This is a genomic window from Micromonospora sp. NPDC047521 (genome assembly GCF_055587305.1).
In genome coordinates this window covers 52,120-76,246 of the sequence record NZ_JBVJGN010000017.1, presented here as the reverse complement: position 1 = coordinate 76,246, position 24,127 = coordinate 52,120, and the positions used below count along the sequence as shown (strand labels likewise).

General features: G+C 73.1%; 21 protein-coding genes. 11 read left to right on the top strand and 10 right to left on the bottom strand.

Annotated features, from left to right (window positions below; translation table 11 throughout):
• Positions 1-6 precede the first annotated feature (6 nt).
• Together ACZ6N8_RS27720 and ACZ6N8_RS27715 are read right to left on the bottom strand one after the other, a co-directional pair.
• On the bottom strand, positions 7-2,154 hold the full coding sequence (locus ACZ6N8_RS27720; RefSeq protein WP_466013559.1) for an acyltransferase family protein: 2,148 nt from the start codon (positions 2,152-2,154) through the stop codon (positions 7-9).
• A 77-nt stretch (positions 2,155-2,231) separates the two neighbouring features.
• Complete coding sequence (locus tag ACZ6N8_RS27715; RefSeq protein WP_387119324.1) at positions 2,232-2,714, bottom strand: Lrp/AsnC family transcriptional regulator; 483 nt, start codon at positions 2,712-2,714, stop codon at positions 2,232-2,234.
• 129 nt (positions 2,715-2,843) lie between these two features.
• Between ACZ6N8_RS27715 and pdhA the strand changes: the two genes are divergently transcribed.
• The 4 genes from pdhA (at position 2,844) to ACZ6N8_RS27695 (ending at position 8,217) form a co-directional block, all read left to right on the top strand.
• Positions 2,844-4,010 carry a pyruvate dehydrogenase (acetyl-transferring) E1 component subunit alpha gene (gene pdhA / locus ACZ6N8_RS27710; RefSeq protein ID WP_466013557.1) on the top strand — a complete coding sequence of 389 codons (1,167 nt, stop codon included), beginning with the start codon at positions 2,844-2,846 and terminating at the stop codon, positions 4,008-4,010.
• Positions 4,007-5,011, top strand: coding sequence for an alpha-ketoacid dehydrogenase subunit beta (locus ACZ6N8_RS27705; protein ID WP_387119326.1), 1,005 nt, complete (start codon positions 4,007-4,009; stop codon positions 5,009-5,011). Before pdhA ends, ACZ6N8_RS27705 begins: the two co-directional genes overlap by 4 nt.
• The gene (locus ACZ6N8_RS27700) at positions 5,008-6,417 is read left to right on the top strand and encodes a dihydrolipoamide acetyltransferase family protein (protein ID WP_466013555.1); all 1,410 of its coding nucleotides are present in this window, start codon (positions 5,008-5,010) and stop codon (positions 6,415-6,417) included. Before ACZ6N8_RS27705 ends, ACZ6N8_RS27700 begins: the two co-directional genes overlap by 4 nt.
• 120 nt (positions 6,418-6,537) lie before the next feature.
• Positions 6,538-8,217, top strand: a complete 1,680-nt coding sequence (locus ACZ6N8_RS27695) for a right-handed parallel beta-helix repeat-containing protein (RefSeq protein WP_466013553.1) — start codon at positions 6,538-6,540, stop codon at positions 8,215-8,217.
• Between the two features lie 58 nt (positions 8,218-8,275).
• Here the strand turns inward: ACZ6N8_RS27695 and ACZ6N8_RS27690 are convergent, their stop codons facing one another.
• Together ACZ6N8_RS27690 and ACZ6N8_RS27685 are read right to left on the bottom strand one after the other, a co-directional pair.
• Positions 8,276-10,375: a PQQ-dependent sugar dehydrogenase gene (locus ACZ6N8_RS27690; protein WP_364364692.1), complete on the bottom strand. Its 2,100-nt coding sequence runs from the start codon at positions 10,373-10,375 to the stop codon at positions 8,276-8,278.
• A gap of 23 nt (positions 10,376-10,398) precedes the next feature.
• Positions 10,399-11,364, bottom strand: coding sequence for a sugar phosphate isomerase/epimerase family protein (locus ACZ6N8_RS27685; RefSeq protein ID WP_466013551.1), 966 nt, complete (start codon positions 11,362-11,364; stop codon positions 10,399-10,401).
• Positions 11,365-11,937: 573 nt separating this feature from the next.
• On the opposite strand from ACZ6N8_RS27685, the gene ACZ6N8_RS27680 reads away from it, so the two are divergent.
• Positions 11,938-13,206 (top strand): L,D-transpeptidase, encoded by a 1,269-nt coding sequence (locus tag ACZ6N8_RS27680; protein ID WP_466013549.1) that lies wholly within the window; start codon positions 11,938-11,940, stop codon positions 13,204-13,206.
• A gap of 57 nt (positions 13,207-13,263) precedes the next feature.
• Here ACZ6N8_RS27680 and ACZ6N8_RS27675 read toward each other — a convergent pair whose 3' ends face one another.
• Positions 13,264-14,280, bottom strand: a complete 1,017-nt coding sequence (locus tag ACZ6N8_RS27675; RefSeq protein WP_466013547.1) for an SMP-30/gluconolactonase/LRE family protein — start codon at positions 14,278-14,280, stop codon at positions 13,264-13,266.
• A gap of 244 nt (positions 14,281-14,524) precedes the next feature.
• On the opposite strand from ACZ6N8_RS27675, the gene ACZ6N8_RS27670 reads away from it, so the two are divergent.
• Positions 14,525-14,929, top strand: coding sequence for an STAS domain-containing protein (locus tag ACZ6N8_RS27670; protein WP_466013545.1), 405 nt, complete (start codon positions 14,525-14,527; stop codon positions 14,927-14,929).
• An 89-nt stretch (positions 14,930-15,018) separates the two neighbouring features.
• Here the strand turns inward: ACZ6N8_RS27670 and ACZ6N8_RS27665 are convergent, their stop codons facing one another.
• Entirely contained in the window at positions 15,019-15,411 is a 393-nt protein-coding gene (locus tag ACZ6N8_RS27665) for an FKBP-type peptidyl-prolyl cis-trans isomerase (protein ID WP_466013543.1), read from the bottom strand.
• A 176-nt stretch (positions 15,412-15,587) separates the two neighbouring features.
• Complete coding sequence (locus ACZ6N8_RS27660; RefSeq protein WP_466013542.1) at positions 15,588-16,136, bottom strand: hypothetical protein; 549 nt, start codon at positions 16,134-16,136, stop codon at positions 15,588-15,590.
• Positions 16,137-16,326: 190 nt separating this feature from the next.
• Here ACZ6N8_RS27660 and ACZ6N8_RS27655 point away from each other — a divergent pair, with 190 nt between their 5' ends.
• Together ACZ6N8_RS27655 and ACZ6N8_RS27650 are read left to right on the top strand one after the other, a co-directional pair.
• Positions 16,327-17,016: a CBS domain-containing protein gene (locus ACZ6N8_RS27655; RefSeq protein ID WP_466013540.1), complete on the top strand. Its 690-nt coding sequence runs from the start codon at positions 16,327-16,329 to the stop codon at positions 17,014-17,016.
• 121 nt (positions 17,017-17,137) lie between these two features.
• The gene (locus ACZ6N8_RS27650; RefSeq protein WP_466013538.1) at positions 17,138-18,073 is read left to right on the top strand and encodes a TerC/Alx family metal homeostasis membrane protein; all 936 of its coding nucleotides are present in this window, start codon (positions 17,138-17,140) and stop codon (positions 18,071-18,073) included.
• 10 nt (positions 18,074-18,083) lie between these two features.
• Here the strand turns inward: ACZ6N8_RS27650 and ACZ6N8_RS27645 are convergent, their stop codons facing one another.
• The 3 genes from ACZ6N8_RS27645 to ACZ6N8_RS27635 are packed head-to-tail and all read right to left on the bottom strand — an operon-like array spanning position 18,084 to position 20,517.
• Positions 18,084-18,806, bottom strand: coding sequence for a helical backbone metal receptor (locus ACZ6N8_RS27645; RefSeq protein WP_466013537.1), 723 nt, complete (start codon positions 18,804-18,806; stop codon positions 18,084-18,086).
• Positions 18,776-19,426, bottom strand: coding sequence for a hypothetical protein (locus tag ACZ6N8_RS27640; protein ID WP_466013535.1), 651 nt, complete (start codon positions 19,424-19,426; stop codon positions 18,776-18,778). Before ACZ6N8_RS27640 ends, ACZ6N8_RS27645 begins: the two co-directional genes overlap by 31 nt.
• Positions 19,423-20,517, bottom strand: a complete 1,095-nt coding sequence (locus ACZ6N8_RS27635; protein ID WP_466013533.1) for an Asp23/Gls24 family envelope stress response protein — start codon at positions 20,515-20,517, stop codon at positions 19,423-19,425. The genes ACZ6N8_RS27640 and ACZ6N8_RS27635 overlap by 4 nt, the downstream gene beginning before the upstream one ends.
• Positions 20,518-20,689: 172 nt before the next feature.
• Here ACZ6N8_RS27635 and ACZ6N8_RS27630 point away from each other — a divergent pair, with 172 nt between their 5' ends.
• The 3 genes from ACZ6N8_RS27630 to ACZ6N8_RS27620 all read left to right on the top strand — a co-directional run bounded on the left by ACZ6N8_RS27630 (position 20,690) and on the right by ACZ6N8_RS27620 (position 24,103).
• Positions 20,690-21,550 carry a phytanoyl-CoA dioxygenase family protein gene (locus ACZ6N8_RS27630; protein WP_466013531.1) on the top strand — a complete coding sequence of 287 codons (861 nt, stop codon included), beginning with the start codon at positions 20,690-20,692 and terminating at the stop codon, positions 21,548-21,550.
• A 122-nt stretch (positions 21,551-21,672) separates the two neighbouring features.
• Positions 21,673-22,578, top strand: a complete 906-nt coding sequence (locus ACZ6N8_RS27625; protein ID WP_466013529.1) for a PDDEXK family nuclease — start codon at positions 21,673-21,675, stop codon at positions 22,576-22,578.
• 259 nt (positions 22,579-22,837) lie between these two features.
• Complete coding sequence (locus ACZ6N8_RS27620; protein WP_466013528.1) at positions 22,838-24,103, top strand: hypothetical protein; 1,266 nt, start codon at positions 22,838-22,840, stop codon at positions 24,101-24,103.
• Positions 24,104-24,127 lie beyond the last annotated feature (24 nt).

The following is a 24,127-nucleotide window of genomic DNA, read 5'->3' as shown; positions in this document are numbered from 1 at the left end:
GGGCCGTCACCGCCCGGCGATCACGGGTTTGAGTGCGTCGGCCACCCTCGGTGCGAGTGTCGCGGAGTAGGTGGCGGTCAGGTGGTGCGCGTCGCGCCAGACGAGGACACCTCCGATGACCGGCGCGCAGCGGGCCGCCGGGCAGATCCAGTCGTTCAGGTCGATGAGGCGTACGCCGGCGACACCGTCGGCTGCCGCCTCCTGGGCGGGACCACCGCCGAGGCGCAGGACGTCGGCCCGGGACGTGGCGCACGCCGTCAGGCGGGTTGGATGCTCGGACACGCATTCGGCCATGTCCTTCGGGTGCAGGGGAGTGTCCCGCAGCACCACCACCCGCAGTTTCTCCACGGTCATCGCGCTCCACGTCCGGCGCAGCTCGCGGGCCATCGCGGAACGCCACCGTGACGGCGGCTCGCCCCGGACCGGGTACTCGGCGTTGGTGACGACAAGGATGTCGGGGCGGTCCGCGCCGAGCAGCTCCGCCCGTACCCGGCTGTTCCATTCGGTGCAGGACGAGTAGGGCCGGTCGTTCAGGAGGATCTCGGCGGTGAGGAACGGGCAGCCGGACTTGGTGTAGGTGGCGAGCCGCCAGCCGTTCGTCTCCGCCGCACCCCGCAGGGCGGGGACCCAGTGGTCCGCGTGGGAGTCGCCGACGAGCGCGACCCGGGTCGTCGCGTCGTTCCGCCCGTAGACGCACGCCGTAGGCGTCGACGACTCCAGGCTCACGTGGCAGCTCTTGGACCTCTGCGACTCGGGCGTGTCCCGGGCCGCCGCCACCGGGTCGGGGACGATCGACGCGACCCGGTCCACTGGCGCTCCGGCGCGGCTGGAGCGGGGCGAGGCGCCGAGGACGGCGGCGCCCGGCGCTGTCGACGCCGGCTGCGCGCTCGCTCCGGGCACCTGGCCCAGCCCGACCGTCGATGCGGGAGCCGGGCCGGCCGTCGACGGGACGACCAGGTGGAACGCCAGGCCGGCCAGTGCCGCGACACCTGTGCACGCCGCCCCGACTTGCAGTGCGGCGGAGGGTCGGGCCGCGAGGGTCCGCGACCGGCGGACCGGGTTCTCCACGAGGTGGTAGGTCAGCGCGGCGGGAATGGTCGAGGCGGCGACGACGGCGAGCGCGGCGCCGACGCCGAGATCACCGACGTGGGCCTGCGCGGCGATCAGCAGGGGCCAGTGCCACAGGTACAGCGAGTACGAGATCCCGCCGAGGTAGCGCAGCGGCTGCCGGCCGAGCAGGAGACCGGGACCGGCGTGGCCGGCCGCCGGGCCGAACGCGATGACCGCCGCCGTACCGACGGTCGGGCCGAGCGCGGCGTACCCCGGGAAGCCGGCTTCCGTGTGGATCAGCGCGGCGGAGGCGCCGACCGCGATGAGCCCGGCCCATGCCAGGGGTATGGCCAGCACGCGGGGCGACCGGTTCAGCCGGATCGCCGTGACGGCGACGGCGCCGCCGAGGGCCAACTCCCACATCCGGGTCGTGGTGACGTAGTACGCCGACGGATCGGTGGGCGCGACGGACAGGGCCCAGGCGAACGACGGGACCGCGATCAGGGCCAGGCCGAGCAGGTGCAGGCCGCGTCGGCCGCGCCCGCGCCGCCTGGCGAACCACCCGAGGACGAGCAGCAGCAGTGGCCAGATGAGATAGAACTGCTCCTCGACGGCGAGGGACCAGAAGTGCTGGGCGATGCTCGGCGCGTCGGTGGCGGCGACGTAGTCGAGGGACTGGTCCGCCATGCGCCAGTTCATCGCGTAACACGCGCTGGCGATGACATCCCAGGCGGTGGCGGACCAGCGGCCACGGGGGAGGAAGAGGTAGGTCAGCACCAGGCTCGCGACGAGCACCGTCGCGGCGGCGGGCAGGAGGCGCTTGGCCCGTCGGGCGTAGAACCCGGCGAGCGACAGGCGCCCCCGCCTGTCGAGTTCCTCCAGCAGCAGGCCGGTGATGAGGAAACCCGAGATCACGAAGAACACGTCCACGCCGACGAACCCGCCGGGCAGGTACGGCACCCCGGCGTGACGGAGGAGCACCAGCAGCACGGCGACCGCCCGCAGACCTTCGATGTCCCCCCGGAAGGACCGTGGGTTGTCCGGCGCGGGCGGTCGCGGGGCGGAGGCCCTGGCCGCCGTCCACAACTGGTCCGAGATAGCCATTCGGCGGATCGTACGGGCGATTTGTTACCGACTGACTGGTATCGGCTTTTCTGTCATCTGGTTCGTGTTACAGGTCCCTACTGCCAGGGGCTCTGCGTCCCGTCGAACTCCTCGAACACCAGCCAGGACCGCGTCGACAGCACGCCGGCGATGCGCTGCACCCGGTCCAGCACCACGTACCGCAGGGTGGCGTTGTCCGGGGCGCGGACCAGGGCCAGCACGTCGTGCTCGCCACTGAGCAGCGCCACGTGCTCGACGTAGCGGACCTGGGCCAGTTCGGCGGACACCTCGCGCCAGGTGTTCTGCTCGATCGTCAACGCCATGTACGCCGACGTGCCCAGCCCGGCGGCCTCCGGCGCCACCTGGGCGCGGAAGCCGGTGATCACACCGTCGCGCAGCAACCGCTCCACCCGGGCGTACGCGTTGGTGCGGGAGATGTGGATCCGTTCGGCCAGGGTGCGCACCGAGGTCCGGCCGTCGCGGACCAGCTCGTCGAGGATCCGCCGGTCGACCTCGTCCAGGGGCTGGGCCGATCGTCCCGATCCGCTCGCCCGGCTCACCCCGTCTGTGGGCTCCTGGCTCACCGAAGCTGCCTCGCCATGCCAATCGTCCCACCTTCCTGGTGGATCTTGAGTCAATCATCCGTCAGCGGAAGCATAGGCTCACCACACGTCCCAGGAGGTTCCGCCGTGACGACCACTCCCCAGGCGGTCCGCAGGGCATCCCCGCGTACCCGTCGGGCGGCCACCCCGCCCGACCCGGCGCGCCCACTGCTCCCGGACGCCGAACCGGTCCGCCTGCTCGACCCGACAGGCACGCCGCTGCCCGCCCGCACCGACTATCCGGAGCCACCCGTCGAGGTGCTGCGCGAGCTGTACCGGCGGATGGTGCTCGGCCGCCGCTTCGACACCCAGGCGACCGCGCTGACCAAGCAGGGCCGCCTCGCCGTCTACCCGTCCTCGCGGGGCCAGGAGGCGTGCCAGGTCGGCGCGGTGCTCGCGGTCCGCGACACCGACTGGGTGTTCCCCACCTACCGCGAGTCGATGGCTCTGGTTGCCCGGGGCATCGACCCGGTCGAGGTGCTCACGCTGCTGCGCGGCGACTGGCACTGCGGCTACAACCCCACCGAGGTACGCACCGCGCCGCAGTGCACGCCCCTGGCCACCCAGTGCGTGCACGCCGCCGGCCTCGCGCACGGCGAGGCGTACCAGGGTCGCGACACAGTGGCGCTCGCCTTCATCGGCGACGGCGCGACAAGCGAGGGCGACTTCCACGAGGGGATCAACTTCGCCGCCGTGTTCAAGGCGCCTGTCGTCTACTTCGTGCAGAACAACAGGTACGCCATCAGCGTCCCGCTGTCCCGGCAGACCGCCGCGCCGTCGCTGGCGTACAAGGGCGTCGGCTACGGCGTGCCCAGCGAGCAGGTCGACGGCAACGACCCCGTCGCCGTGCTCGCCGTGCTCACCCGCGCGGTCGCGCACGCCCGCGCCGGAAACGGGCCGTTCCTCGTCGAGGCGCACACCTACCGGATGGAACCGCACACCAACGCCGACGACGCCAGCCGCTACCGCGACGGCGCCGAGGTCGACGCCTGGCGCGACCGCGACCCGCTCGCCCGCCTGGAGACCTACCTGCGGGCCCGGGGCGTGCTCGACGACGCGGCGGTCGCCGAGATCGCCGAGCGGGCCGAGGCGTACGCGGCGGACCTGCGCGCCCGCATGAACGAGCAGCCCAGCGTCGACCCGCTGAGCCTCTTCGACCACGTCTACGCCGAACCCACCCCGCAGCTCGTCGAGCAGCGTGAACAGGTCCGCGCCGAACTGGCCGCCGCGAGTGACGAGGACGGGAACGCCTGATGGCCACCACCATGGCGAAGGCGCTCAACACCGCGCTCGCCGACGCCCTCGCCGCAGACGACCGGGTCGTCGTCTTCGGTGAGGACGTCGGCCAGCTCGGCGGCGTCTTCCGGATCACCGACGGCCTCCAGGCGCGCTTCGGCGAGAAGCGCTGCTTCGACACGCCCCTCGCCGAGGCGGGCATCGTCGGTTTCGCCGTCGGCCTGGCGATGTCCGGGCTGCGGCCGGTCGTCGAGATGCAGTTCGACGCGTTCGCGTACCCGGCGTTCGAGCAGATCGCCTCGCACGTCGCGAAGCTGCGCAACCGCACCCGGGGAGCGCTCAGCGTGCCCATCGTCATCCGGGTGCCGTACGCGGGCGGCATCGGCGGAGTGGAGCACCACTGCGACTCGTCCGAGGCGTACTACGCGCACACCCCGGGCCTGAAGGTGGTCACCCCGGCGACAGTCGAGGACGCGTACTCGCTGCTGCGCGAGGCGATCGACGACCCCGACCCGGTGGTCTTCATGGAGCCCAAGAAGCTCTACTTCGGCAGCGCCGAAGCCGAGCTGCCGACCCGTACCGAGCCGTTCGGCCGGGCCGTGGTGCGTCGGCCCGGCCGCGACGCCACCCTTGTCGCGTACGGGCCGGCGGTGCCTGTCGCGCTGGAGGCCGCCGAGGCCGCCCGCGAGGAGGGCTGGGACCTGGAGGTGGTGGACGTGCGCACCATCGTGCCGTTCGACGACGCCACAATCACCGCCTCGGTCCGGCGTACCGGCCGGTGCGTGGTGATCCAGGAGGCGCCCGGCTTCGCGGGTGTCGGCGCGGAGATCGCCGCCCGGGTGCAGGAGCGCTGCTTCCACGCCCTGCACGCCCCGGTGCTGCGCGTCGCCGGGCTGGACATCCCGTACCCGGCGCCGATGCTGGAGCACACCCACCTGCCCGGCGTGGACCGGGTCCTGGACGCGGTGGCCCGCCTGCAGTGGGACGACCAGCCGGACGCGCGTTGGGCGGCGGCATGACCACAGTCGAGCGGACCCAGGTCTTCCTCCTGCCCGACCTGGGCGAGGGGTTGAGCGAGGCCGAGATCGTCGAGTGGCGGGTCGCCGTGGGCGACATCGTCACTGTCGACCAGAGCGTGGTCGAGGTGGAGACCGCCAAGGCGGTCGTCGACGTGCCCTGCCCGTACGCCGGCCGGGTCGTCACCCTGCACGGTGCGGCAGGTGAGGTACGCCCCGTCGGCCAACCCCTGATCACCATCGCCCCCCTGGACGGTGGCGGCGACGAGCCCGCCGGGCACGCCACCTACCGCGAGGAGGAGCGGGCCGGGTCCGGCAACGTGCTGATCGGGTACGGCACCGGCCATGGCGGCGCCACCCGGCGTCGGCGGCGCCCCCGGCTGGCCCTCGCTCCCGAGCCTGTCGACGCCGGCCCGACGGACGTCGCCCGGCCCGACATCCGCCGCGCCGACTCCACAGGCGCCGACGCCGGGCCGACGGGGCACACCGTCGTGGGGGCCGCCCCCACCGATCCGGCGCGGACAGCGGCCCCCCTGGTCATCTCACCGATCGTGCGGCGGTTGGCCCGTGAGCGCGGCGTCGACCTCACCGCGCTGCACGGCAGCGGGCCCGGCGGGGTGATCCGCCGCGCCGACGTGGAGGCGGCACTGGCCGCGCCGGCCGCCCGGCTCGCCGCCGTGCCAGACCCGCACGTCGCCCTCGCGGCGACCGGGGACGACGACGTGATCATTCCGCTCACCGGTGTGCGCAAGGTGATCGCCGACAAGCTGTCCCGCAGCCGTCGGGAGATCCCCGAGGTGACCATCTGGGTGGACGTGGACGCCACCGGGCTGCTGGAGACCCGGGCGGCGATCAACGCGGCGACGCCCGACGCCCCGGTGAGCATCCTGGCCCTGCTGGCCCGGATCTGCCTCAGCGGTCTGCGCCGGTTCCCCCAGCTCAACTCCCGGGTCGACACCGAGGCGCAGCGGATCGTCCAGTCCGCCGGTGTGCACCTGGGCATCGCCGCGCAGACCGACCGGGGCCTGCTGGTGCCGGTGCTGCGCGACGCCCAACGGCTCACCACCGCCGAGCTGGCCGCCGAACTGGCGGCGACCACCGCCGCGGCGCGGGCGGGCAGCCTGCCGCCGGCCCGGCTCACCGGCGGCACGTTCACGCTCAACAACTACGGCGTGTTCGGCGTCGACGGCTCCACGCCGATCATCAACCACCCGGAGGCCGCGCTGCTCGGCGTCGGGCGGATCGTGGACAAGCCGTGGGTGGTCGACGGGCAACTCGCCGTCCGCAAGGTGACCCAGCTCAGCCTCACCTTCGACCACCGGGTCTGCGACGGTGGGGTGGCCGGTGGCTTCCTGCGGCACGTGGCCGACTGCGTGGAGCGCCCGGCGCTGCTCATCGCCGCCGTCTGAGGCGCGTACCCCGGCCCCGGCGCTGCCCACGCGGCGCCGGGGCCGGGCCGCGTCCGGGGGTTTCCCCCACCCGTCACCGGGAAGTCGGCGCGCACCATCCGCGTCGAAGGGAGCCGGCCCGTGGCGTACGAGGCGATACTCAACTCGGTCCGGGTACGGCGGCCCGCCGCCGCCGGCGCGCCGCTCTACTGCGACGCCCTGGAGTACGGGCTGACCGGTGACGGCGCGACGAACGACCAGCCGGCGCTGGCCGCCCTCGTGGACCGGCTCGGCGCCGGGTACGCCTCCGACGGGCGGGCCCGGGTGATCTACTGCCCGCCGGGCATCTACTCGATCCGCGACGCCGGCACGGTGTGGCGCAGCGGGGTGTCGCTGGTCGGGGCCGGCCCGGCGGCGACCCGGTTCATGCTGAGCAATGAGGGCAACCGGGCCGACCCGACACCGTTGGCCTTCTGGACGACCCTCCAGCACGGCGCCGACCGGGACCGGCACATCGCCGACTGCACGTTCGCCGACTTCCAGATCGACGGCTCGGGCGTGGCGATGGCCGAGTACAACTACCTGGCCAAGGGCCTCGGCCTGCAGTACGTGGTGCGGGGCGTGTTCCGCAACCTCTACATCCACCACACCGCGGCCAGCGGGCTGGGCTGCGACTTCCTCCAGGACACCCTGATCGACGGCGTGGTGGTGGTCGGCTGTGGCCGACTGGACAACGGCGAGCAGATGGGCGGCGCCGGTATCGGTATCGGTGTCGGCGGGTGGGGTCCGATGGAGCGGCTGACCATCGCCAACTGCACAGCCCTGGCCAACGGCACCAACGGGATCTTCCTGGAGTTGCAGAAGGACTTCTGGGAACCACCCCGCGGCTACCGCATCATCGGCTGCCACAGCCAGGGCAACCGGTTCGGCATCTCCGACTGGGGCACCGACGGCCTGATCGTGTCCGCCTGCACCATGACCGGCAACCTGGAGGCAGGCTTCGACGTGTCGTCGCAGGGCACCTCGACAGTGGCCGGGCGGGGCGGGCTCGTCACCGACTGCGTCATCGACGGCAACCTGCGCGACGGGATCAGCATCGGCAACAGCCCCGGCCCGTACGTCGTCCGGGGCAACCGGATCAGCGGCAACGGCCAGCACGGCTACCATGCGCGCGACCTCGGTCGCGGTTACCAGGGACCCGTCCGGGACGTGGTGATCGAGAGCAACGAGTTCTGGGGCAACGGCCTGGACGCGGTCCGCATCGACCACCAGATGAGCGACGCGGTGCTGCTCAACAACCGGATCCGCAACAACGGGCGGCAGTACGCCAGGGCCGCCGGCGGAGCGGGCGAGGCCGTCCGCTACAGCGAGCGGACCCTGGTGGACCGCACCGCCGACTGGCCGCACGACGGGCACCGGGGCAAGATCCTGCGGGTCGGCCGGTCCGTGGCCACGGTGGCCGCCAACACCGGAGACGAACTCACCCTGGCTCCGGTACGCCCGGACGCGTTCAGCGCGTGGAGCGGGGACGTGCCGCCGCCGGGCTGCGCGTACGAGCTGGACCCCGCTCCCGGGCGGCGGGCCGGCATCACCATCAACGCGCCGTTCGACTCGGCCACCATCCGCGGCAACCGGATCTGGGACAGCGACGAATCCCGCACCCAGACGCACGGACTGTGGATCACCGAGCGGGGCAGCTGCGTGGACTGCCGGGTCGAGGACAACGACCTCGCCGGCAACGCCGAGGACGGGATGCGGCTGGACACCCCGCCGGTGGGCGGACGCTGGCGCGACAACCACGTCGACAGCGACTGGAGCTGAGCGGCGGGCGGCGGCGGCCGGAACGCTCCGACCGCCGCCGCTGTCACGGTGAAACTCCTCAGCCGGCCAGGCCGGCCACCGGGGTCGGGTCCAGCACCACGGTGGCCGAGGCCGACTGCGGCGGCACACCCGGCTCGGTCGGCGCGTCGGTGTACTCCGCGACGAAGACCGCCGTCAGATTGTCCGCCCCGCTGTGCCCACCGTCGATGAAGGTGGGGATTGTCCCGCTGCAACCCGTCGATGTGGAGAGCGGGTGCCCGTGCTCGTCGTGCCCGAGCACGTAGGTGACCTTCACCCGGGAACAGTCCACCGGCAGGTCGTCGGTGACCTTCACCTCGTACGCGACCGTCTGCCCGAACTGGAAGGGCTGCCCGGCCACCGGGGCGACGAACTCGACGACAGGCGCGGTCGGCCCGACCACCAGAGGCAGGGTCGCCGAGGCGGAGCGTCCGGTGCGGTCGGTCACCTTCAGCGTCGGGGTGTACGAGCCGTTCTCCGCGAACGTCCAGGTCGCGTTCGGAGCGGTGCTGTCCACCGAACCGTCCGCGTTGAAGTCCCACGCGTAGCTCAGCCTGTCACCGTCCGGGTCGGTGGTGCCGGCGCTGGAGAACGCGACGGTCAACGGCGCCTGCCCGACGGTCGGGGTGCCGCTGATCTTCGGGATCGGCGTCCGGTTGCCCCGCACGAAGTCGATCCGGGACAGCTGCGCGTCCGGGTTCTCGGCGAAGTAGCCGTCGCCGTACTCCAGCACGTAGAGCGCGCCGTCCGGGCCGAACTCCATGTCCATCGGGTTGTCCACCACCAGCGACGGGACCACCGGCCGGATGTCCGCGACGTCGCCGTCCTCGTCGAGGCGGAACTCCTTGATGTAGTCCCGGGTCCACTCGTAGAACAGCGGAACGCCGTCGTAGTAGGCCGGCCAGCGGGTCCGCGAGGTGCTGGTCCCGTCGTAGTCGTACGCCGGGCCACCCATCGGGCCGATGCCGCCGGTGCCCAGCTGCGGGAACTCACCGGACGCCGCGGACGGGTACCAGACCTGCGGCTGCTCGACCGGCGGCAGCTGCCGCTTGCCCGTGTTGTGCGGTGACTCGTTGACCGGGCGCGCGCAGTTGAACTTCTTGCCGGACTGGCCGGTGGCGAAGTCGTAGTCGCGGTACGCGATCGTCGGCGTCACGCAGTACGGCCAGCCGTAGTTCGCCGGCTTGTCGATCATCATCCATCGGCCGTGTCCGGCCGGCCCGCGCTCCGGGTTCGCCGTGGAGGCGTCGGGGGAGTAGTCGGCCAGGTACACGTTGTCGGTCCGCCGGTCCACCGCGAACCGGAACGCGTTGCGCAGCCCCATCGCGTAGATCTCCGGGCGGGTCTTCGCCGTCCCCGGCTTGAACAGGTTGCCGGCCGGCACCGTGTAACCACCACCGGCCTTCGGCTTGATGCGCAGCAGCTTGCCGCGCAGGTCGTTCGTGTTGGCCGAGCTGCGCTGGGCGTCGTACGCCGGGTTCCGATCGGCCCGCTCGTCGATCGGGATGTAGCCGTCGGAGGCGAACGGGTTGGTGTCGTCACCTGTCGACAGGTACAGGTTGCCCTTGCTGTCGAAGTCGATCTGGCCGCCGACGTGGCAGCAGATGCCCCGGTCGGTGGCCACGTCGATGATCTGCTGCTCGCTGGCCAGGTTGAGCTTCATCCCGTCGAGCTTGAACCGGGACAGCCGCAGCGCGCCCTTGAACCGCTGCCAGTCCGCCTCGGTGCCGGTCTCCGGCGCGTCCCCCTCGTTGACGCCGGGCGTGGCGGGATCGTCCACAGGGGTGTTCAGCGGCGGCGAGTAGTAGAGGTACACCCACTTGTTCTGGGCGAAGTTGGGGTCGATGGCGACCCCCTGCAGGCCCTCCTCGTCGTGCTCGTACACCGGGATGTCGGCGGCGAGGGTGTTCAGCCCGGTGCGCGGGTCGTGGATGCGGACCTCGCCGGTCCGGGAGGTGTGCAGCACCCGCAGGTCGGGCAGGACGGCGAGGCTCATCGGCTCGCCGGGGAAGTCGTTGAGTGTGACTTTCTGGAAGCTGCTGTCCGGCGGCGCGGCCGGCGCGGCGGCCGCGGCCGCCGGCGGTACGGCCAGGCCGGCCGTCACCAGCAGCAGCGCGGACGCGAATGCGGTCCTGTTCATCAGGTCGTCCCCCGAGGTGGTTTTCAGTACCGGAGTGAGGCGAGGTAGTCGAAGCCGACCCGGGCGGTGTCCAGGGCGTCGGCGGGGGAGCGCGGTGCGGTGCCCGCGTCGTCGCGCTCCACGATGTACTCCTCGATGCCCGCCTCGCGTTCGTGGGCGAAGATCCGACCGAAGTCGATGACGCCGTCACCGAGGTCGGCGAAGCCGCCCTCGACGTCGAGGTCCTTGACGTGCACCTGGCGGATCCGGCCACGGTTGGCCCGGATCACGTCGACCGGGTCGTGGGCGCCGCGCCAGGTCCAGTAGAGGTCGAGTTCGAAGTGGACAAGCCGCGGGTCGGTCTGCCCGGTGAGGATCTCGAAGCCGGTCGGGCCGTCGGTAAGCGGCACGAACTCCAGTTGGTGGTTGTGGTAGCCGAAGTCGAGCCCCGCGCGCTCGGCGAGCCGGCCGGCCCGGTTGAGATCCCGCGCCAGGGCCCGGTAGACGGCGGGGTCCCGGATCGCCTGCCCGTTGGCGTCGCGGCCGAAGTACGGGTGCACGATCTTCTTGCTGCCGACGGTGTGCGCGTCCTCGAGGGCGCGTTGCCAGGTGGCGTCGTCGAACGGCTGCGGGATGCCTGTGTGGCCGGAGGTGGCGCGCAGCCCGGCTTCGTCGAGCGCGGCGCGGAACTGCGCGGCGGTGCGTCCCACGAAGCCGGCGTGCTCGACCCGCCGGTAGCCGATCCGCCGCAGCGCGTCCAGGGTGCCGGGCAGGTCGGCGGCCAGCTGGTCGCGCAGCGTGTACAGCTGGATGCTGATCCGGTCGACAGGCACCCGGCGGCGACCGCCGGAGTGCCCGCCCTGCGCGCTGGGAGCGGCGGCGGCCGGGCTAGCGAGCAGACCGGCGGCGCCGACCGCGGCGGCCGAGACCGTCGCGGCGCGCAGCAGGCCACGACGGCTGACCGCCTCGGACGCCGCTGTCGGCTCCGATCGGTTGGTTTGTTGATCCATGGTGGTGGTCCCTTCCTGACGGCGCGGACGCCGTCGATCGGCGGTCGACCGACTGCCGCCCGTCCCGGGGCGCGCCGGACCGGCCGGAGCCAGGCTCCGGCGGAACGGTGAGGGACGGCACGCGGGGCACGACCCGGACCCATCGGGGCGGGACGCGGCGACCCGGCAGGGGCGGCGGCAGGCTGATCGACGAATGGGCAACCCTCTATCTCGATCCGGACCCTACCCTTGCCCCCGGACGAAGGCAAAGCTTTGTCGTGTTCGCCGAAAGTTTCGCTCCAGATGACAAAAGTTCGCGCCCGGGGTGCGCGCCTGCCCGCGACCTCCCGCCGGTACCGGTCGGCTCCCGCGGGCCGCCCGCCGGCCGGCCGTCTATCCGGACAGCGGGTGTCGCCTCCCCGCAAGCAGAGCAAAGGGCGCGAGGGGCGTCCGGATGGCCTTTCTTCCGCCAACCGACGCAGCGCCGGAAAATGCGCCGGTAAATGCGCCGCCGATTATTTCCGAATGGCGTGGACACCCCTGCCGAGGCGACGAAGATGTGGCAGAGGGAAGCCGAAAACGGGGGGACAGAACATGACGTCGAGGCGGCGACTGACACTGTTGGCGGTAACCATCGCGGCCGCACCACTCGTCCTGGGCGGGTGTACCGCCGAGCGGGAGCCGGCGGCCGGGTCGGCCAAGGGGCACGCCGCGCCCCCGGAGCTCACCGTGTCACCGGGGGACAAGGCCCGCGACGTACCGGTGAGCGCCGAGGTGGGGACCACGGTCAAGGGCGGCCGGGTCACCGGCGTACGACTGACCGACGACAAGGGCGCGCAGGTCAAGGCCGAACCGCGCGAGGACGGCTCCGGCTGGGTGCCGAGCACGCCGCTGCAACCCCGCCGGACGTACACGGCCGAGGTGACCGCGACGGGCGACTCGGGTGCCACCACCACGCGCACCACCACGTTCACCACGATGGCCAAGTCCACCAAGCCGCAGATCACCAGCACCCTCTATTTCGTGGGCAACCGGACGTACGGCACGGCGATGCCGGTAACCGTGGCGTTCGACCCGGGAATTCCGAAAGAGGCCAGAGCAGATGTGCAACGCCGGTTGTTCGTAAAGACGAATCCGCCGCAACCAGGCACCTGGTCCTGGCTTGAGGATGGAACGCAGGTCTATTACCGCGCGCCCGATTTCTGGAAGCCCGGTACGACGATCAGCGTTCGGGCCGGGCTGGAGGGCCTGCCGATCGGCAAGGACCGGGTCGGCGACGCCGAGCGGACCGCCACCTCGAAGATCGGCCGGCAGCAGGCGCTGGAGATCGACAACGCCACCAAGCAGATGACGGTGCTGCGCGACGGCAAGCAGATCCGCCGTATCCCGGTCAGCCTGGGCAAGCCGAGCACACCCAGTTCCAGCGGCAAGATGGTGATCATGGAGAAGCACGAGCGGACCACCTTCGACACCCGGGGTGAGCCGAACGGCGGCTACGTGGTCGACGTCGACGACGCCCAGCGCTACACCTGGGGTGGCGAGTTCATCCACTCCGCCCCGTGGTCCGAGGGCGACCAGGGAAACACGAACGTCTCGCACGGCTGCGCCAACGTCTCCGCCGCCGCGGCCGACTGGCTGATGGGCGTGACGCAGGTCGGTGACCTGATCACCGTCAAGGGCACCGAGGTGGAGTTGCAGCCGGGCAACGGCTGGACCGCGTGGAACGTCAGCTGGGACGAGTTTGTCCGGGGCAGCGCCCTGCCGGTGTCGCCGGGGCTCAAGCCCGCGCCGGTCGCCCCGGCGCACCCGGGGGCGGTGGCCGGGGGATCGCCCGCCCCGGCGCCCTCGGTCAGCGGTCGCTGAGACACCACCGACGGCCGTCCGGGCCGGCCCGCCACCGCGGCGGGCCGGCCCGCGCCGTCAGTGCAGGGGTACGCGGGCCACGCCCGGCCCGATCAGGCTGCCCAGCCAGAGGTGGTCGCCGTGCTGGCGTACCCCGGTGATCATCCAGTAGTGCCCGGCCGGACCGTGCAGCGTCCGGCGGACCGTGCCCGCGCCGTCGACCAGGGCGACCAGCCCGTAGCGGCGCGGTTGCGGCTGCATCGCGTCGGGCAGCAGCGCGGCGAGCTGGCGCAGCCGCGGGTGCGGCAGCAGCCGCTCGGCGATCGGCACCCGCGGACTGGGCAGCGCGATCCAGTACGTCCCGTCGCCCACCGCGGAGAGATTGTCCGGGTACGCGGGCAGGTCGGCGAGCACCCGCACCCCGCCGGCCAGCTCGACGCGGAGCAACCGGTGGGTGGTGGTCTCCACGAGCATCAGCGCCGACTCGTCGGGGGTCAGCGCGATCCCGTTGGGGAAGTACAGCCCGTCGGCCACCACCTCGGTGCGTCCACTGCCCGGATGGTGCGCCAGCACCCGGCCGTTGGGGCGGTGCTCCAGCAGGTCCCGTTTCCAGTGCGAGACCGGGAACCGGTCCGACGAGTCGGTGAAGTACACGGTGCCGTCGCGGGCCACTGCCGCGTTGTTGGCCAGGTGCACCGGGGGCGCCGTCCCGGTCAACTCGCGGACCGCCCCGTCCGGTGTGACCCGCAGCAGTCCCCGGTACGCGTCGCAGACGACAAGCGTCTCCCCGGAGGGGTCCAGCTCGATGCCGAGCGGCCGGCCGCCGGTCTCGGCCAGCAGCCGGGGCCGGGTGCCGGCGGGCGCGTCGGCCGGCCACCACCACAGCCGGCCGTCCTCGTCGCCACTGATCACCCGTCCGGCCGGGTCGACAAGCACGTCCTCGGGGCCGACGGCGCCGTCGGGCAGCGGCAGCAGGTCGACCTGGTCGAGTCGGCTGTCGGTGGCGGCCCACGCCCCGGCGAGCGGGGGAGGCACGGTGGCCGGCTCGCGGACGGGCCGGATCAGCCGGGGCGGCCGGGGGCGGGGAATCACCATCGGTCCATTCTCACCCGCCGATGTCGTCGTCCGCCGCACCGCCGCGCGCCCCGACCATGATCGACCCGCCGGTGTGCTCCACGCGGCCCGTGGCCCCCGGGGTCGTACGCCCGGCCGGGGCGGCGCACCCCCGGGCTCCACCCCGAGGGGGACCCGGGGTGCCTTGAGGGGATGACCCTGGGCGTACCCGGAATCACTCCGTGGACGGGCGAAACTGTCGGTGGTGGGGGATAGGTTTCAGGGCATGGAAGAGCGCAGCGACCGGTTGGACGTGCAGGTCAACGTGGGTGACCGGGTGGTCCGGGTGCGGGTGGCCGGCGAGGTCGACATCGCCACGGTGGCTGCGTTCCGGTCCGTGCTGTGGTCCGCGCCGGCGCGCCCGGTGCTTCATCTCGAGATGTCCGGTCTGCGGCTGCTCTCCGCCGCGGGCGTGCGGACGCTGCTCGCCGCGCACCTGCGCATCCGTGCCCGTGGCGGCGAGCTCGTCCTCGTCGACCCGACGCCCGTGGTCGCGCGGGTGCTGCGCGCCACCGGTCTGCACCGGGTGATGACCGTGCTGGAGCCGTCCCGCGTGGTCGAGGCCGCCCGCCTCGTCGACACGGCACGCCGCCCGGCCACCCCTCCGACGGACCTGATGCTGGCCGCCTGAGCCCTGCTCCCCGGCCTGCCCGGTCCCGGTGCGGTGCGCCCGGGAGCGGGGGCCGCCGGTGTCGGCCGGCGACCCCCGAAGAGCTAAGGTCAGCGCACGTCGAGCAGGTCGACCACGAAGACCAGGGTCTCGCCCGGCTTGATGACGCCGGCCGCGCCCCGGTCGCCGTACCCGAGGTGCGGCGGGATGGTGAGGCGACGCCGGCCGCCGACGCGCATGCCGACCACGCCCTGGTCCCATCCGGCGATGACCTGACCGCCGCCGAGCGGGAACTCGAACGCCTCGCCCCGGTTCCACGACGAGTCGAACTCGGCGCCCGTGGAGTGCGACACGCCTACGTAGTGCACGCTGGCCAGCTGGCCCGGTTGCGCCTGCGGGCCCTCGCCCACGGTGATGTCCTCGATCACGAGGTCGGCCGGCGGCGCACCCTCGATCGGACCCACCTCGGGCTTGCCCGAACGGGCGCCTGCTGCCTGGTTCATGCGGGGATCTCCTGCCGTGTTGGGTGATGTGTCCGGTCACCTCGATCCTGCCGGATCACGCCCCACCGATGTTCGGCGGACCCGTCACCCCGCCCCCGGCGGGGGAAGACCCCTTCGCAAAGCGCGGTACGGCGGGCGCCCCCGGGGTGGGGCGCCCGCCGTGGGAGGGGGTGGGGCTACCGGAGCCAGGGGAACCGGCGGACGATCGGGAGGTTCGCCCAGTACCGGCCGAGGCCCCAGGTGTCGCCGGCGTTGACCAGCGCCAGCACCGCGAGCACCGCGGCGTAGATCAGGTGGTCGTCCATGAAGGGGTTGTTCTCCGGGGGCAGGACGGCGGTCCACATCATGACCAGCAGCAGCCCGCCGGCCACCGCGGCGACCCGCATGCCGATGCCGAGCATCAGGGCGACGCCGATCCCGGCCAGACCGATCATGAACAGCCAGTCCGCCCAGGCGGCTCCGGCGATGCCGGCGTAGAGGTCCTTGAAGGGGCCGGTCACGCCGAAGGTGAGGAAGCCCTTGGTGGGGCTGCCGCCGTTGATCCAGGCGTTCTTCGACTCGGTGGCCAGTCCGAGGCCGAAGAGCTTGTCGAGGAAAGCCCAGAGGAAGATCCAGCCGAGCGCCAGGCGGGTGCCGGCCAGGACGTACCGGACGGCCCTCTCCCGGGCGCCGGCCGTCGGTGTGGTGGCGGTGGTCCGCTCGATCGTCGCGGTCATGGTCTCCACGTCCCTTCGTTGCCTCGCACCGCGCTTCCCGGTGGCATCTCCAGTGGACGCCCCTCGCGGCGTCCGCGGCAGGGCCGACCGGGCCTCGCCGACCCGGGACCTTGGACCTGTTCGGGACCGGCCTCGTGCCTCTGACCCCGGCCGCCGTACGGCCGTAGCGTCCGGAGTGGATGACGACAGGGAGGTCGTGATGAGGACCTGGCAGGTGGGTGACGTGATGACCCGGGAGGTCGCGACAGTGGTGGTCGAGACCCCGTACCGGGAGATCGTCGACGTGCTGCTGCGCCGCGACGTCAGCGCGGCGCCGGTGGTCGACGGATTCGGCCGGGTGCTCGGTGTGGTGTCCGAGGCTGATCTTCTGCACCGCATCGAACGGGCCGGCGAGCCGGCGCAGCGGCGCGTGTTCGAGAGCCGCCACCGGCGCGAGGCCCGCAGCAGGAGCGAGGCGTTGGTGGCCGGGGACCTGATGACGGCGCCGGCGGTCACCACGTACCCGGAGGCGACGCTCGCGGCCGCCGCCCGGCTCATGGACCACGAGCACGTCAAGCGGTTGCCGGTGTTGGACGACCTCGGCCGGCTCGTCGGCATCGTCAGTCGTGCCGACCTGCTGCGGGTGCACCTGCGCTCGGACGCCGAGATCCGCGAGGACGTGGTGCAGGAGGTGCTGCGTCGCGTGCTCGCCGTGCGGGACGGCCTGGTCACCGTGAAGGTGCGCCACGGTGAGGTCGACCTCGCCGGCCGGCTGGACCACCGCTCCGCCGTGGACCTCGCCGGCCGGCTCGCGGCCCAGGTCAGTGGTGTCGTCCGGGTGACGAACGCGATCGCGTACGACACCGACGACACGGTCATCGGTCCGGCCCAGGTGATGCCTGTCGCGTGATCGCCGCCGGGGTCGAGTTGGCCGGAGCGCCGACGTCGGCCGGGCCGCTCGCCTAGGCTCGGGAGCGGCCGGCCGGCGCGGCGGCGGTGCGGCGCGGGTGGTCGATGCCGGGGGGCGCCGGGTGGCTGAGGCGACGGTCGCGGTGCCCCTGTGGGCGTGGGGCGCGGTCGGCGGGGTGATCGCCGTGATGCTCGCGGTCGACATGCTCGCGCACCGGGACAACCATGTCATCGGGTTACGGGAGGCGCTGCTGTGGAGCGGCGTCTGGATCGCGGCGGGCCTGCTGTTCGGGTTGGTCGTCTGGTTCGGCCTGGGCGCCGAGCCGGCCGTCGCGTACTTCTCCGGCTACCTGCTGGAGAAGGCGCTCTCGGTGGACAACGTGTTCGTCTTCGCGCTGCTGTTCGGGTATTTCCGGGTGCCGGCGGGCTACCAGCACAAGGTGCTGTTCTGGGGCGTCGTGGGGGCGCTCGCGTTCCGCCTGCTGTTCATCCTCGCCGGCGCCGAGCTGCTGGAGCGGCTGGCCTGGGCGGGGGTCGTGCTGGGGGCGTTCCTGGTGTGGACCGGGTGCCGGCTGGCCGTACGCGGGAAGCCGGACGTCGATCCGGAGCGCAACCGGGTCGTGCGGCTGTTCCGGCGGGTGGTGCCCACCGACGCCAGGTACCACGGTGACCGGTTCACCGCCCGGGTCGGCGGGCGACGGGTGGCGACCCTACTGCTCGTGACGCTTGTCGCGATCGAGGCCACCGACATCGTCTTCGCGGTCGACTCGGTGGCGGCGATCCTCGCCATCACGACCAGCACCTTCCTGGTGTGGACGGCCACCGCGTTCGCCGTGCTGGGGCTGCGCAGCCTCTACTTCTGCCTCGCCGGGCTGCTGCGGCACTTCGCCTACCTGCGCTACGGGCTGGCCGTGGTGCTCACCTTCGCGGGGTTGAAGCTGATCCTGGCCGAGACGCCGGTGGGTGAACTGCCGGTCTGGCTGACCCTCGCGGTGGTGGTGCTGAGTCTGGCCGTCGCCGTCGGCGCCAGCGTGGTGGCGGCGCGACGCGCCCGGTGACGTGCCCGGTTCAGACGCGTACCGGCCGGGACAGCTGGTCGGCCAGCAGCGCGGGCGCCTCGGCCAGGGACGGGCCGTACCAGGTGAGGTGCCGACCGGAGAGCAGGGCGCACGGTACGCCGGGGAACGTCTCCGGCCCGTCGTCGGCGGTGAACCGGTACGGCTCGTCCGGCAGTACCACCAGCTCCGGCGACCGCCCGCGCAGGTCGGCGAGGGTCGGTCGGGGATAGCGCTCGGGGTGGTCGTCGTAGGCGTTGACGACCCCGAGCCGGCGCAGCACGTCCCCGGCGAACGTGTCGCCGCCGAGCACCACCCACGGCCGCCGCCACACCGGCACCACCGCCCGGCGGGCCGGCACCAGCGTGGGCGGGTCGGCCCAGGCGCGCCGCGCCGCCCGCAGCCAGGGCGGTTCGGCGGGCGCACCCAGTTCGGTGAGCACCTCGCCCAGCTCGGTCAACGCGCCCGCGACGGTACGCGGATAGGTGACCCGTACCGGCACACCGGCGGCCCGCAGCGCGTCCGCGTCGGCGCGGCGGTTCTCCTCCACGTTGAGCAGGACGAGGTCCGGCCGGAGGGCGCGGACCCGGTCCAGGTCGGGGTACTTGCTGCCGCCGACCCGGGCGACGTCGAGATCCGCCGGCTGGACGCACCAGTCGGTGGCGCCGACAAGCGTCCCGGGCAGGGTGAGCGCCACCGCCTCGGTCAGCGACGGCACCAGCGACACCACACGCATCCCAGGTACCCCCGTCCGTCGCCCGTACCGATGATGCCCGCCGGACCGGCGCGGCGCCGGTCAGGGCGTCCGGGTGTGATCCGGGCGGTCACGTCGAGGTGGGCGGGCCGGCACCCGGCGGTCACGGCGAAACGGCTGACCGCGGCGTGGACGTGCTCGCGTACCGTGGCCGCCCCTGCGTCGGCGGTCAGCTCCATCCGGATCCACACGTCGGGGTGGGGTGGCGCGCCGGTGAGCACGACACCTGCCGCTCGCACCGCCGGGTGGGCGGTCAGGTCGCGTTCCAACGCCCGGGTGAGGAGGTCGGCCGCCAGCCGGGTGCGTCCCGGGCGGTTCCCGGGGCGGCTCAACGTTCCGCGTAGTGCCCGTCTGGGTCGGCGCACCTCGCGGGCCAGGAGGCGCTGCCCGGTCAGTGCGGTCAGCAGCCCGGCGACGGTAGCGGCCAGGGTGCTCCACGGCGTGGCCAGCCGCCACGCGTCCAGCAGCCCGTCACCGAGCACCGCCGCGTCGGGACCACCGCCCGGCGGCACGCCGAAGCTGACCACGAGCGTCGTCGCCCCGCCCGCCACCAGGACGAGCGCGACGATCGTCCACAACAGTCGGTGCGCGGCGTCGGTCATGTCGGCCGCCCGTACGGCGCGAGCCGGATCTCGACGTGGCCGCGGCGGGGCGGGGCGAGGCGGCGCAGTTCCTGGTGCACCGCGTACTCGATCTCCGCCCGGGCGGCCGGGTCGCCGGTGGCGCGTACCCGGGGGTGCCACCGCTCGCCGTGCCCGCGGATCCGCACCCGCGCCCGCCGTACGCCCGGAACGGTGCCGGCCGCGTCGGTCAGGCGGCGTTCCACGCACCTGCGGCGCAGGTACCAGCCGTCGCGTTCGCCTGCGTGGAGGCGGACGGGTGTCCAGCGGCGTAGTTGGGCGGCCAGGATGACGAGCCCCAGAAGGACGGCCCCGACGGCCGCCGTCCGGACGTTCGGGTCGTGCCAGCGGGCGGTGGTCAGCGTGTCGTACCAGCCGGCGGGGACGATCGCCGGTGCCGGGCGACCCAGCGTGGCCAGTAGCGCCTGCGCGGCCAGCAGCGTGCCGCCGACGAGCAGGGCCACGGACAGCGCCAGTGAGGCCGCCCGGTTGACGGTCCGCATGCCGTTCTCCGGCCGGTGGGCCGGTCGTGGCGGTGTGACGCCGTCCGCGCCGGGGACGAGCAGGTCGTCCACCGTCACGGTGACGGCGGCGACGGCGAGCCCGGCGGCGTCCGCCACCCGGTCGGCGACGGCCGCCCGAACGGCCTCGGCGACCGCGGGCACGCTGTGTCCGTACGCGGTGACGAGGTGCAGGTCGAGGCCCACCGACTGGCCGCCCAGGCGGACGGTGGCCGGGCGGGCGCTCGCGACCCCCGGTACGCGACCCGCCGCGTCGGTGGCGATCCGCGCGACGTCCGCCGCCTCGACGGTTTCCCGTTCCCGCCGGTTCGCGCTTGTGGCGGCGCTGCTCTCCCCGCCGACGCGGCGGAACAGGCCGGGGGTGGGCCGGCGGGTGGCGACCGGTCGCTGGGGGAGGCGGTGGTGTCTCCCGGCCCGGTCGGCGCGTGGTCGGCGCAGGATTGTCGGATCGCCGGCCCGGCGGGGCAGGCGAGCAGGTCGAGGACGGTCGGTGAGGCGTGGGCGAGCGCCCGGGGCGCTGTCGGCGAGGCCGCCGACCTGCTGTCGCGACATGCTGACCTCCCGGCCGGCCCGCTGCCGGCGACCCCGCTGCTTACACCGGGCAGGGACCTCTGGAACACGAACCAGCTGTGATCCGGATCACAGCATCGCCCGCAGCGCTGGCGCGGTCCACCAACCCTTGGCACGCTTCTACAACGTTGTAACGACCATGAGGAGGCCCCCGATGCGCGTTCACCAGGCCCCCGCCACGGACCCCGCGCCCATCGACGAGGGCGAGGTGCCGGTCGAGGCGCTCGGCGACCTCTACCGCGACGGCATCACCGCCTGCCGTGGCGCCTTCGACCCGGCCTGGGTGGACCAGGTCGGCAGCGACGTGGCCAGCGCGTTCTCCGAGGCCCGCTCCCGCCCCGACGGCGCCGTCGGCCGCGGCCCGCAACGCTGGTACGTGGAGATCCATCCGGAGCAGCTGCGCGGCTTCGTCGACCTGGTGACCCATCCGTGGGTGGTGTCGGTCTGCGCCGCGGTGCTCGGCCCGGAGTACGAGATCGTCGAACTGGGCTTCGACATCCCCTTCCCCGGCGCGGCGATGCAGCCGTGGCACCGGGACTTCCCGATGCCGCAGGACACCCGGCGCCAGCGGCGGCTCACGTCGCTGGCGTTCAACCTGACCACAGTCGACACCGTCGAGGAGATGGGGCCGTTCGAGATCGCCCCGGGCACCCAGTGGGACGACGGGGCCGACTTCGACCACGGGATGTTCCCGCCCCGGGAGCGCTACCCCCGGTACCAACAGCGCGCGGTGCGCAAGTACCCGCGCCGGGGTGACATCTCGGCCCGGTCGGCGCTGACCGTCCACCGCGGCACCCCGAACGTCTCCCGGCTGGCCCGCCCGGTGCTGGTGCTCGGCGTCGACGCCCCGGGTGCGGGCAACGCGGCCCACCACGACATGGCCGTCACCCGGGACTACTGGGAGAGTCTGCCCCCGTTGGTCCGCGAGCACCTGCCCTGCCCGGTGGTGGACCGGCTGGAACCGATCCGGCAGAAGCACACAATCGAGGGCCTGGTGATGGGCGCGGCCGAGTAACCACCGCCGAAATCGTCGGTCCGACCGGCCGGGCACGGTGTCGGCCGCACCGGCGAGGCGCGCGCCATGATCGACCGCCTAGACTCGGCCCGGCCCGACCGACCGGCGGATGGATCAGGCAGATGACGAGCACCGGCAGCGACGCGCGCGGCTGGCTGCGGGCGGCGCCCGCCGACGGCGGCGGCGCGCTGCTCAGTCGTGCCGGCCACCGGGTGTACGCGACGCGTCGGCTCAGCGACCTCGTCCAGGGACGCCCGCCTGGTGTCACCGGCAGCCAGTGGAGTTCGGCGAGCCGGGCCGCGTTCGACTTCGTCCTCTACGCCGACACCGGCCGGCCGGTCGTCGCCGTGGAGATCGGCCCGGTGCCGCCGGCCGGTTCGGCCGAGCAGCGCGCCGAGCGCCTGACTGACGCGGTGAGCGCCGCGGTGGGACTGCCCGTGCTGCGGATCGGCTCGCCGACGCTGCGGGCCGCCGAGCAGGGCCGTCGCCTGATGGAGTACGTGATCGACGCGCGGGCCTACGCGGCGGGCGCCGGGCTGGGCACGGGCGGGGACGACGAGCCGGCCCCGGTGGGCTTCCGGGACATCCTGGGCCGCCTGCCGGACGGTCGTACCGGCCCGGTGAACGACCTCGGCGCGTTGACCCGTTCCGCCGCGGTCGACGCGTACGTGGCCGGGCGGCTCGCCGACCCGATCGTGCGGGGACTGCACGTGCGCTGGGCGGACGGCCCGGCGCAGGGGTGGAGCTGGGTGCAGGTGCGCCCGGACGCCTGCCTCGTGGAGCGGGTCTCGGTGACCGAGCACCGGGTTCTCCTGCGGCGTCGACGCGGCCCGGTTGGCCGAGGACCTCGCCACGGTTGCCGTCGGGGAGCGGCTGCGCGCCGCCGGGCCCGACGACGCGCGGCTTCTGCCCCGCGTCGAGCTGACGGCGCAGATCGCCGCGCTGAGCCGTCGCCGCGACGAGATGGTCGGCGGGTTCGCCTTCGACCACCTGTGCGCCGACTGACCAGCGCCCGTTTTCCCAGCTGACCCCGCTCCGGGTCGGCCCGCGACAATTTTCTGCGCTCCGGTTGAACCTTCCCGCGCGCCGTCCCGTACTCCTGCGCGAATGAAGAGGATCTCCCCATCCGCGTCGAGCCGACGCGGGGGACGGTGCGGAAAGGGCATCGTCGGCCGTCGACACATCACCGGGTAGGTCGTGGTGGCCGCCGTTGACGCGTGCCATCTCAAATCCGTCGGTCCGCCGAGGGCAGGAATCCAGTACCGGATCGAGAAGGAGAGCAATTCGATGCGCAGGTCCACTCGGGCGCGCCGGCCATCCGGCAACGCGCGGAGCAAGCGTCTGCTGGCCGTTGTCGGCACGCTCGTGGTCTTCGGCGGAGTTGTCGCCGTGACCCAGATTTCGTCGGCCCAGGATCGGCGGACCAACAAACCCCGCCCGGCCGCGGGGCAGTGCGTGGAACCCAGCCCGGGCGCGACAGCGCCGAGCGGAAATGGTTCGACCACGCGGACCTGGCAGAACGGCCGGTGGGTGCGTAACCACTGGGGTGACGGGCAGCAGTCCGTCCCCGAGTGTGAGGACGGCAAGGACGGCACGGTTGGCACCGGCTCGGCCGTGGCCTGCCCGGACGTGGCGTCGAAGCTGCCGCAGGTGCCGCAGCGGGCCCGGGCCGAGGTGGACCGCAACCTCGCCCAGTTGACGGCCCAGATCGCCGAGGCCGACCGCCGTCTGGCAGCCGAGGGCAGCAAGGGTGAGGCCTTCATCCGCACCGCGATCCTCCAGCCGCTGGCGGGCAAGCGCCGCGCGGTGCTGGACCGCATCACGACCGCCATCGACCGGGTCGGGCCGCGCCCGCAGGGTCTGGCGCAGCTCGCCGAGTGCCAGGTTCGGCCGACCGGCGGCGACGGTGGCAGCACCGGTGGTGGCAACAACGGCGGTAGCACCCCCAGCAGCACTCCCAGTAGCACCCCCGGCGGTAACAACGGAGGAGGCAACGCCCCCGGCGCCGGTCTCGGCGTGCTGGCCAACAACTGCGACGAGAGCCAGCTCCAGGCGCACGACGGATTCCAGAACGGCAACCGCTGCGTGAGCACCGCGTTCGGTGAGGTCGGCGCCGCCGCCAACAACCCCTCCCTGCTGATCACCCAGTTCCCCCAGCAGGTGGGCCGCAACCAGCCGTTCACGCTCCGGGTCAGCACCCGCAACCTGGTCCGGGACCGCTTCCTGGCCGCCGGTCAGGGCGGGTACTACGTGGAGAGCTCGCTGCTCAACGCCCAAGGCCTGGTCCGGGGGCACTTCCACACGGCGTGCCGGATGCTGGACAGCCTGACCACCCCGCCGGAGCCGCAGGAGGTGCCCGCGTTCTTCGTGGCCACCGAGGACGGTCGCGGTGGTGCCGACCCGGACGAGGTGACCATCCAGATCCCGGGTCTGCCGGAGTCGGGAACCGCGCAGTGTTCGATCTGGGCGGGTGACGGTTCGCACCGCCTGCCGATGATGGAGCGCGCCAACCAGACGCCCGCGTTCGATTCGGTGCGGATCACTGTCAACTGAGTAGTCGTACGGTCGGTGGCGGCC

What these genes read in the sequence shown, in the direction of transcription:
- ACZ6N8_RS27655 (WP_466013540.1), top strand. Translation starts at nt 16,327, where the DNA reads ATGAGGACCTGGCAGGTGGGTGACGTGATGACCCGGGAGGTCGCGACA.
- ACZ6N8_RS27685 (WP_466013551.1), bottom strand. Translation starts at nt 11,364, where the DNA reads ATGGATCAACAAACCAACCGATCGGAGCCGACAGCGGCGTCCGAGGCG.
- ACZ6N8_RS27700 (WP_466013555.1), top strand. Translation starts at nt 5,008, where the DNA reads ATGACCACAGTCGAGCGGACCCAGGTCTTCCTCCTGCCCGACCTGGGC.
- ACZ6N8_RS27680 (WP_466013549.1), top strand. Translation starts at nt 11,938, where the DNA reads ATGACGTCGAGGCGGCGACTGACACTGTTGGCGGTAACCATCGCGGCC.
- ACZ6N8_RS27630 (WP_466013531.1), top strand. Translation starts at nt 20,690, where the DNA reads ATGCGCGTTCACCAGGCCCCCGCCACGGACCCCGCGCCCATCGACGAG.
- ACZ6N8_RS27665 (WP_466013543.1), bottom strand. Translation starts at nt 15,411, where the DNA reads ATGAACCAGGCAGCAGGCGCCCGTTCGGGCAAGCCCGAGGTGGGTCCG.
- ACZ6N8_RS27720 (WP_466013559.1), bottom strand. Translation starts at nt 2,154, where the DNA reads ATGGCTATCTCGGACCAGTTGTGGACGGCGGCCAGGGCCTCCGCCCCG.
- ACZ6N8_RS27620 (WP_466013528.1), top strand. Translation starts at nt 22,838, where the DNA reads ATGCGCAGGTCCACTCGGGCGCGCCGGCCATCCGGCAACGCGCGGAGC.
- ACZ6N8_RS27645 (WP_466013537.1), bottom strand. Translation starts at nt 18,806, where the DNA reads ATGCGTGTGGTGTCGCTGGTGCCGTCGCTGACCGAGGCGGTGGCGCTC.
- ACZ6N8_RS27635 (WP_466013533.1), bottom strand. Translation starts at nt 20,517, where the DNA reads ATGTCGCGACAGCAGGTCGGCGGCCTCGCCGACAGCGCCCCGGGCGCT.
- ACZ6N8_RS27670 (WP_466013545.1), top strand. Translation starts at nt 14,525, where the DNA reads ATGGAAGAGCGCAGCGACCGGTTGGACGTGCAGGTCAACGTGGGTGAC.
- ACZ6N8_RS27690 (WP_364364692.1), bottom strand. Translation starts at nt 10,375, where the DNA reads ATGAACAGGACCGCATTCGCGTCCGCGCTGCTGCTGGTGACGGCCGGC.
- ACZ6N8_RS27640 (WP_466013535.1), bottom strand. Translation starts at nt 19,426, where the DNA reads ATGACCGACGCCGCGCACCGACTGTTGTGGACGATCGTCGCGCTCGTC.
- ACZ6N8_RS27675 (WP_466013547.1), bottom strand. Translation starts at nt 14,280, where the DNA reads ATGGTGATTCCCCGCCCCCGGCCGCCCCGGCTGATCCGGCCCGTCCGC.
- ACZ6N8_RS27625 (WP_466013529.1), top strand. Translation starts at nt 21,673, where the DNA reads ATGACGAGCACCGGCAGCGACGCGCGCGGCTGGCTGCGGGCGGCGCCC.